The organism is Pseudomonas sp. RG1, assembly GCF_025910115.1.
Taxonomy (GTDB): Bacteria; Pseudomonadota; Gammaproteobacteria; order Pseudomonadales; family Pseudomonadaceae; genus Aquipseudomonas; species Aquipseudomonas atacamensis.
In genome coordinates this window covers 1-8978 of the sequence record NZ_JAPCIK010000008.1, presented here as the reverse complement: position 1 = coordinate 8978, position 8978 = coordinate 1, and the positions used below count along the sequence as shown (strand labels likewise).

At 57.5% G+C, this 8978-nt stretch carries 5 protein-coding genes and 1 pseudogene; all 6 read left to right on the top strand.

The annotated features are described in order from the left end of the window. The first annotated feature begins 135 nt into the window (after positions 1-135). Entirely contained in the window at positions 136-651 is a 516-nt protein-coding gene (locus OK411_RS06210; protein WP_007949952.1) for an Hcp family type VI secretion system effector, read from the top strand. Positions 652-785: 134 nt separating this feature from the next. Further along, entirely contained in the window at positions 786-2828 is a 2043-nt protein-coding gene (gene tssI / locus OK411_RS06205) for a type VI secretion system tip protein TssI/VgrG (RefSeq protein ID WP_264364581.1), read from the top strand. Further along, complete coding sequence (locus OK411_RS06200) at positions 2818-3555, top strand: DUF4123 domain-containing protein (protein WP_136492026.1); 738 nt, start codon at positions 2818-2820, stop codon at positions 3553-3555. Before tssI ends, OK411_RS06200 begins: the two co-directional genes overlap by 11 nt. Beyond that, entirely contained in the window at positions 3555-8246 is a 4692-nt protein-coding gene (locus OK411_RS06195) for an RHS repeat protein (protein ID WP_264364580.1), read from the top strand. Before OK411_RS06200 ends, OK411_RS06195 begins: the two co-directional genes overlap by 1 nt. After that, on the top strand, positions 8243-8584 hold the full coding sequence (locus OK411_RS06190) for a hypothetical protein (protein ID WP_129999829.1): 342 nt from the start codon (positions 8243-8245) through the stop codon (positions 8582-8584). The genes OK411_RS06195 and OK411_RS06190 overlap by 4 nt, the downstream gene beginning before the upstream one ends. Before the next feature lie 177 nt (positions 8585-8761). Then, positions 8762-8978, top strand: a pseudogene (locus tag OK411_RS27120) (Rhs family protein); the annotation flags it as partial.

Here is an 8978-nt window from a genome sequence, read left to right as displayed (position 1 = left end):
TGGTCACCAACCAGCGTGGCGCCCCCGCCATCCGGGCACCGCGCAAAACCTGGCACGCTCCTTGATAACCCTCAGCCACCCACCGGGCGATTTCGCCTCCGGGCACCCTAACTTTATCCGCAAGGAGAGCACCCCATGGCAACACCAGCGTACATGTCGGTTACCGGCGAAAAACAAGGCCTGATCACTGCCGGCGCTTTCACCGCCGACTCCGTTGGCAATACCTACCAGGAAGGCCACGAAGACCAGGTCATGGTTCAGGCTTTCACCCACGACGTGATCATCCCGCGTGACCCGCAATCCGGTCAGCCAACCGGTCAGCGCGTTCACAAGCCAGTTGTGATCACCAAGGTCTACGACAAGGCTTCGCCACTGCTGCAAGCAGCACTGACTTCCGGCGAGCGCATGAGCGAAATCGTTATCCAGTGGTACCGCACTTCGGCTCAAGGCACCCAAGAGCACTACTACACCACCAAACTGGAAGACGCGATCATCGTCGCCATCAACAACAAAATGCACAACTGCCAGGACCCAGGCAACGCGCACTTCACCCACCTGGAAGAAGTGCAGTTCACCTACCGCAAAATCACCTGGACCCACGAAGTATCCGGTACTTCGGGTTCCGATGACTGGCGTGCTCCAGTCGTTTAATTACGGCTGACCGTTACACGCATCGGCCAGCTCTGCTGGTCGATGTTGTTTACGCCCCTCCAGAATTTCGCGTACGTTGAGCCGCTTTTTTGCGGCCGTCGACGAGCGCCGCTGTACAGCACGAGGAACAAGGGATGTTCGCGCCGGCCAATGAAACCCACTTTGCCCTGACCATCGAAGGGCTTTCCGCCGACTTTCAGGTGTTTACCCTCACCGGCCGGGAAGCCATCAGCCAGCCTTTTGTCTTTGAGGTGGAGCTGGTCAGTGAGCAGCCGTCGCTGGACCTCGAAACCCTGCTGCACAAACCGGCCTTCCTGCAGCTGTCGCCCGACGGCAGCGGCATCCATGGCCAGATCTACCGCGCCGCGCAAGGTGACTCGGGCAAACGCCTGACCCGTTATTCGGTGACGCTGCGTCCGCAACTGGCGTATCTCGCGCACCGCATCAACCAGCGCATCTTCCAGAACCTCAGCGTGCCGAAAATCATCGGCCAAGTGCTGGAAGAGCACGGCATCCAAGGCAACGCCTACGAATTCAAGACCGGCTCGATCTATCCCGAGCGCATCTACTGCGTGCAATACGACGAGTCTGATCTGCACTTCATCCAGCGCCTGTGCGAGGAAGAAGGCATTCACTTCCACTTCCAGCACAGCGCCAACGCGCACAAGCTCGTTTTCGGCGATGACCAGACGGTGTTCCCGAAACTGGCCCCTGTGCCCTATCAGCAAGACTCCGGCATGGTCGCCAGCAACCCGGTGATCAAGCGTTTCGACCTGCGCCTGGAAACCCGCACCAGCCGCACCACCCGCCGCGACTACGACTTCGAAAAACCGCGCCTGACCCTGGAAAGCGAAAACCGTGGCGACGCCCTGCCCGACCTCGAAGACTACGATTACCCGGGCCGCTTCATCGACCGCGAGCGCGGCAAACATTTGGCCAAACGCGCCCTCGAACGTCATCGCAGCGACTTCCAATTGGCCGAAGGCAAGAGTGATCAGCCACTGCTGGTCAGCGGCCACTTTCTCGCCCTGACCGAACACCCGAAAGCCAAGTGGAACGACCTGTGGCTGCTCACCGAAGTGCTGCATGAAGGCAAGCAGCCGCAGGTGCTCGAAGAGTCGGTGACCAGCGACACCACGGCGCTGAAAGACGATTTCCACCAGGGCTACCGCAACCGCTTCCAGGCCACGCCGTGGGACGTGCCCAATCGCCCGCCGCTACGCCACCCGAAACCGCGCATCCTCGGCAGCCAGAGCGCAGTAGTCACCGGCCCGAAAGGTGAAGAAATCCACTGCGACGAGTACGGCCGGGTCAAAGTCCAGTTTCACTGGGATCGCGAAGGCCAGGCCGACGACAAGACCAGCTGCTGGCTGCGCGTCTCCAGCGCCTGGGCCGGCGCCCAGTACGGCGGCATCGCCATCCCGCGCATCGGCATGGAAGTGCTGGTCACGTTCCTTGAAGGCGACCCCGATCAGCCCTTGATCAGCGGCTGCCTGTACCACAAGGAAAACACCGTCCCCTATCCACTGCCGGCAAACAAGACCCGCAGCACCTTCAAGACCCTGAGCTCCATGGGTGGCGGCGGCTATAACGAACTGCGCATCGAAGACAAAAAAGGTCAGGAACAGATTTACCTGCACGCCCAGCGCGACTGGGACGAAAACATCGAGCACGATCAGAAAATCCGCGTCGGCAACGAACGCCACGACACCGTCGAGCAAAACAGCTACACGGAATTCAAAGCCGAAGAACACCACACCGTCTACGCCGACCGCAAAGTCGAAACCCGCGCCAACGACCACCTCACCGTCGGCGTCAACCAGCACATCAAGATCGGCACCGGCCAGTTCATCGACGCCGGCCAGGAAATCCACCTGAGCAGCGGCATGAAAGTGGTGATGGAGGCTGGTGCGGAACTCACGCTGATCGGCGGCGGCAGCTTCATCAAGATTGATGCTGGTGGCGTGACCATGAGTGGGCCGGTGATCAACATGAACTCCGGCGGCAGCCCCGGCGTTGGTACGGGCGCCGCGCCATTGATGCCCGGCGTGCTGAAACAGGCGGATGCCGACAAGGCTGGCCAAGTCCTGACCCCGGCGCAGATCAACACCCTCAAACGTAACGCGCCGTTCTGTGAAGAATGCGAAAAATGCAAGGCAGGTGCCTGTGCCATCTGAACCAATCTCCCCCGAGGACTGGCTGGCGCAACAGCCGCTGCAAAGCGGCGAGCGCTTGTACCTGGTCGTCAGCGCCGCCAGCGATGCCGACGCCCTGAAAACCCTGTACCTCACCGAACCCGCCGCCCAGCTCATCCCGATCTGGGGCGGCACGCCCTACTCCACCTGGCAACCGGTGATGCCCTACCTCACCGAACTCAAAGCCAACTCCGCCTTCCTGCCATGGATCGCCGAAACCGACGCCCTCGACTGGGGCTGGCTGGCGGTATCGCGTTCAGAACCGAACGAAGTGTTCGAGCATCTGCGCAGCCTGACGCAGGTAAAAATGCCGGATGGCACCGAGGTGTTTTTCCGGTTTTGGGATGGGCGGCATATTTATCCGATTCTGCGGGGGCTTGGGGAGAAGGCTGGAGAAGTGCTGCCGGTGTTTGAGCGGTATCTGATCAATGGGCAGGCGCTGGAAGTGGGCACGCGGGTGGTGCCGAAGGTGCGGGACTGGCCGTGGTGGGAGGTGCCGAAGGGGTTGTTGGAGGGGTTGAGCAAGGACAATCCGGCGACGCTGGTCAGCAACCTGATGCAATGGCTGGAAGAAGACCGCCCGGACCTCTACACCGCGTGGCCCGAGAACAATCTGAAGCTGAAAATCACCCGCTTCGTGCGCCGCCCGGATGCGCCGCAAAATCTTAAAGAAGCATTGATAAACCACCTGATTCTGGAGCAAGGCTGATGGATCGCGTTGCCTTTGTTGACAACCAACTGAACACCTTCAAGGACAGTCTGAAGCTGTATCAGGAACAAACCAAAACCTGGTATGCACAGGCCCTCGACAAGGGTAGCCGTGCCGCTGACATGCCGTCTTTGTTGGGTATGGAGCGTGTCATCAAGGTGGGCAACACCAGTAAAACGGTGAGCATGACCGACGGTAACTTCACCTCGAACGTGGCTCAATGTCCGCTCAAGGGTCCGTTGCTGATCGAGAGCAAATTCGAATCGGTTTACGACATTCCCGTCGGCGATATCGAAGTCGAAATCGTGGCCGTGGACGGTGGTGCTGTCAGCAAGGTCAAACTCGACGCCCAAGGCAAAGCCGCATGGACCGGCGGTGTGCCCGGCAAGTTCTACACGATTCGCGTCCATAACGAAGTGACGCCGGCGCAGATCGACGCCCTCTTCAGTTCTTACAGCGGCGTGACTGCGGACCTTGAAGGTTTCCTGCGCAAGGAATGGGCCGGCTTCAAACCGCAATGGTCGAATCTTTCGACCTCCGGCACAGCCATGGCCATCGGCAACGGCATTCTTGAAGGTGGCTGGGAAGCGATCAAGGGCGTGTGGGACGGCATCAGTCTCGTGCTCGACATCCTCCAAGACCCAGGAAAGTTTGCGAAAGATCTCGGCGCTGGCGCAGACGAGCTGATCAAAGTCGCCAAAAGCTCGCCGGACATCATGAAAAAAGCCATGTTGCTGGCCAGTGATGAAGCGGCCTTGTTTTTGCTGGTGCGCAGCGCGGTGATCTGGCTGGCGGGCTTGCCGCCGATGAAGATGGCGGGCGATGTAGCGAAGATGACCACGGCAATTGTCGTTGGCATTGCGATCGACATCGTGATCGGCGTGGTATTGACCATCGCGGCAGAAGGTACCGGCGTCATCTACCTTGCGGCCCGACTCAAGAAGTACGGAGAGCTTGTCATCAAGGCTGTGATCGGCTTCGTGAAGTCGGTGTTCAAGATCATCAACGGCTTTATGGAGTATGTCGCCAAGTACACCGCAGTGGCGGCCCGAGGGGTGACGGCGAAGGTCAGGAACGGGATTTCCGAGTTGCGTTTTGATGGCAAGAGAAACGCCAGACTTGCTGAAGGCAGAATCGCTGATGATGTATCGACCCAGGCGACAAATCCCGCCGAAAAGAGCGCAGAGCCTGCTGCAAAGACTTGCACTAGCGGCTGCCCTGTTTCGATGGTCACTGGCGAAGAGTTACTGACGTTAACTGACGGCCACCTCGACGGCCTGCTCCCGTTTGAATGGAGCCGCCTCTATCGCACCAGTGCTGTGGAAATCGACTGCGGTCTCGGCTATGGCTGGAGCCACGCGCTCGCTCATCGCATCGAGATCAACGGCGACGAAGTCATCTGGACCGACCAGGAAAACCGCTCCACCGCATTTCCGCTTCCAAGTGAGCAGCGTCCGGCCATCACCAACAGCCTTTCACGTGCTGCCATTTTCCTGGGTGACGACCCAGCTGAATTGATTTTGGCTCAGGCTGGCAAGCGCCCATCGTTTTACCATTTCCGTCACGACAGCAAAGGCGCAAGCCTGATCGCCATCAGCGACAGCTATGGCAATCGCCTGCAAGTCACCCGCGACATTCAGGGTCGCATCAAGCGCCTCGACAACGGCGCCGGTCGCGCCCTGCTTCTGCGCTACGACCGCAAGCACATCATCGCCGTCGATTATCAGCAGTTTCTGCCCGCCGATAATCTGGAAGACGTCTGGAATACCGTGCAGACGTTGGTCACCTATAGCTACGACGCGCAACATCGCCTGATCGAGGCGAAAAACGCGGCGGGCGAAGCCGAGCGTTATCGCTACAACGAGCAGCACGTCATTCTCGAGCGGCAATTGGCAGGCGGCGCGGCGTTCTATTGGGAGTGGGAAAACGAAGGCAAACTGTCTCGGTGTACACGTCACTGGGCCAACTTTTCCCAGATGAAAGCGCAATACGCCTGGGACGACAAAGGCAGCGTTACCGTTACCAACGCCGATGGTAGCGAAGAGGTCTACACCCACGATGATCAGGCGCGACTGATCAGCAAAATTGATCCCGATGGTGCCGAGCATCAAAAAGCCTATAACGACAAGGGTCAATTGATCGCGGAAAAGGACCCATTGGGCGCCGTTACCGAATACCGCTACGACGACAACGGACTGATGACCGCTGTCATCCCCCCAGAAGACGAAGCTACAACTTACGAATATATCAACGGCTTCGTCAGCGACGTTCGTCGCGGCAAAGCCAGTTGGAAGTATCAACGCAACCGACAGGGTGATGTCACTGCGCAGATTGACCCGGACGGCAATGCCACCCATTACAGCTATGACCCGCAGGGTCGTCTGTTGGAAATCCGTCACCCGGACGGCAGCCGTCATCAACTCGGTTGGAACAATCTCGGTCAACTGCTTGAAGAACGTCTTCCCGACGGCGGTCAGCGCAAGTACCGTTACGATGCACTAGGCAGGCAGATCACTCGCCAGGAAGAGTCCGGCGCGATCACTCATTACCAATGGGATGCTGCCAATCGCCTTGCCCAAGTTACGCTGCCCGGCGGCGCCACTCGCGCATTCAGCTACAACGCCTACGGCAATGTCACTGCTGAACGTGACGAACTTGGCCGTATCACCCGCTATGAATATGCCGACAATCTTCACCTCGTCAGCCGCCGCATCAATCCCGACGGCAGCCAACTGCGCTATCGCTACGACAACTCGCGCCTGCTGCTCACTGAAATCGAAAACGAGCGCGGCGAGCACTACCACCTCGATTACTACGCCAACGGCCTGATCCAACAGGAAACAGGCTTCGATGGTCGTCGGACCGCCTACGAGTACGACCTCAACGGCCAACTGCTGAAGAAAGCCGAGTTCGGCGATGACGGCAGCGAACTGGTCACCGAATATCAGCGTGACGCCGCAGGTCGTCTGCTTGTAAAAACGCTACCCGACGGCGAAGAGATTCACTACAGCTACGACGCGCTTGGCCGCCTCGTTAACGTTGACGACGGCCATTGGCCGCTCGCCTACAAATACGATCTCCAAGACCGACTCATCGAGGAACACCAAGGCTGGGGCACTCTGCGCTACGAATACGACAGCGTCGGCCAGCTCAAGCACTGCCGTTTGCCCGATGGCAGCAAACTCGATTACCGCCACCAACCTGGCGGGCAACTCAGCAGCATCGACCTCAACGGCTCGCGCCTGACCAGCCACCAGTTCAGTGCCGGCCGCGAACAACAGCGCCAACAAGGCTTGCTGCTCAGCCAGTACCAATACGACGAACAGGGCCGACTTCAAGCACACAGTGTCAGCCAGCGGGACAAGCACCTGCTCCAGCGTCGCTACAACTACGACGCCAACGGCAACCTCGCCGGAATCGACGACAGCCGCAAAGGCAACCGCAGCTATCACTACGACCCGCTGGATCGCCTGATCAGCGTGCGCGGCGCCATGCCAGAGAGCTTCGCTCACGACCCGGCAGGCAACCTCCTCGGACAAAATGACCTGCCCGTTGCGAACCTCGCAAACGTCAAAGGCAACCGCTTGCTGATGCAAGGCGACCGCCATTACGATTACGACGCCTACGGCAACTTGATCCGCGAGCGTCGCGGAACCGGCCAAAAGCTCGTCACCGAATACCGCTACGACTGCCAGCACCGTCTGATCGGCGTCAGCCTGCCGGGCGGCAGCACAGCAACCTACAAATACGACGCCTTTAGCCGCCGCATTGAAAAGTCAGTCGACGGTCACACCACCGAGTTTCTGTGGCAAGGCGAACGCCTCATCGCTGAAAGCGCCGAGAACCGCTACCGCAGTTACATCTACGAACCGGGCACCTTCCGCCCGTTGGCAATGCTCGACGGCGAAGGCCCGCTAAAAGCGGCCCCGTTCTACTACCAACTCGACCACCTCGGCACGCCGCAGGAACTGACCGACTACAGCGGCGAAATCATGTGGTCGGCGAAGTATCGCGCGTACGGCAACCTCGCATCGCTGGATGTCAGCGAAATCGATAATCCGCTGCGTTTTCAAGGGCAGTATTTCGACGCCGAGACAGGGTTACATTACAACCGCCACCGCTACTACAATCCCGGGACTGGCCGGTTCTTAACGCCGGATCCGATCAAGCTTGCGGGCGGGTTGAATAGCTACCAGTACGTGCCTAACCCTACTGGGTGGGTGGATCCGTTGGGGCTGAGCAGCAATAACTGCCCTCCCAAGCGCGTTGACACTAGCGATTACCAGACGCGGAAAGAGTTAAGATCCGACGTCTATAACGCGCAGAGGCCAGGAGGTTTCCATAAAACGAAACATCTGAATGCGAAATCTGCCGACCAAGCCAGAGAATTGAGTTTGGGTAATGGATCACGTGGTGGTCAACCCGAAGCTTCTTATCTGCCCGACATCGCAAACAATGTTAAAGGATTCGAAAAACAAGCTGCATATGGGGCGATAAAAGATGGAAACGTATTCGACCACGGTGGCACTCGATTCATGTTTTACAGATCCGAACACCCTGTGGGCTACAACGAGGGACAACTTACAAACTGGATAAGAATTGAACTAACTGATGGAGGAAATAAGCCTGTGATCCACAGCTTTCCGGCATCACCACAGCAAGTGAAAAAATACATGGGTAAAGCAAAATGAAAAAACTAGAATTCGAACTACAGCCACTCCGAGTGCCTAGTGACTGGACAATAACCATAAACAATTTGTACGAAATAGAACTAACACCGGAAACCGCGCACTGGTTTAGCAGTTCTGTTTTATTAGGTGGTGCAAGACAAAGCACAGGCTATTGCTTCGATTCTAGAGTAGAACCTGAGGGAGACCCAAAGGGCGAGTTCGTGGTAGAGTTTCTTACAATTAAATACGATCGAAAAGGCGAACCAATCGGCGACTCTGCCAAAACCTTGGAAATATTCCGAACAACATGCAAAAAAAAATATATTGAGAAAATAGAGCAATACATGCGCGAAAATTGAAAACAACGAGCCTATCATTAATAAACTACGCATGCTATTTTTCATCAAAAACAAAACCAACCTCAACACTGTTACCTACAAAATCTTGGGCTTCGGAGAGGCTTCAACCCCTACGAATTTAGGGATACAAACTAAATCATTCACGCAGATCAAATGAAAACTGTATAACCGCCAGCTGGCGGTCACCTGACTAGCATTGGCCTCAAGGTTCACGCCTCACGTCTCACCAATTCAACGCCGGTCGCGAGCAAGAGCGGCAGCAAGGCTTGCTGCTCAGTCAGTACCAATAACGATGAACAGGGCCGACTGCAAGCGCAAAGCGTCAGCCAGCGGGACAAACACCTGTTCCAGCGCCGCTACCAATACGACGCCAATGGCAACCTCGCCGGCATCG

Coding starts and splice junctions, on each gene's coding strand:
- tssI (WP_264364581.1), top strand. CDS start 786: ATGTTCGCGCCGGCCAATGAAACCCACTTTGCCCTGACCATCGAAGGG.
- OK411_RS06195 (WP_264364580.1), top strand. CDS start 3,555: ATGGATCGCGTTGCCTTTGTTGACAACCAACTGAACACCTTCAAGGAC.
- OK411_RS06210 (WP_007949952.1), top strand. CDS start 136: ATGGCAACACCAGCGTACATGTCGGTTACCGGCGAAAAACAAGGCCTG.
- OK411_RS06190 (WP_129999829.1), top strand. CDS start 8,243: ATGAAAAAACTAGAATTCGAACTACAGCCACTCCGAGTGCCTAGTGAC.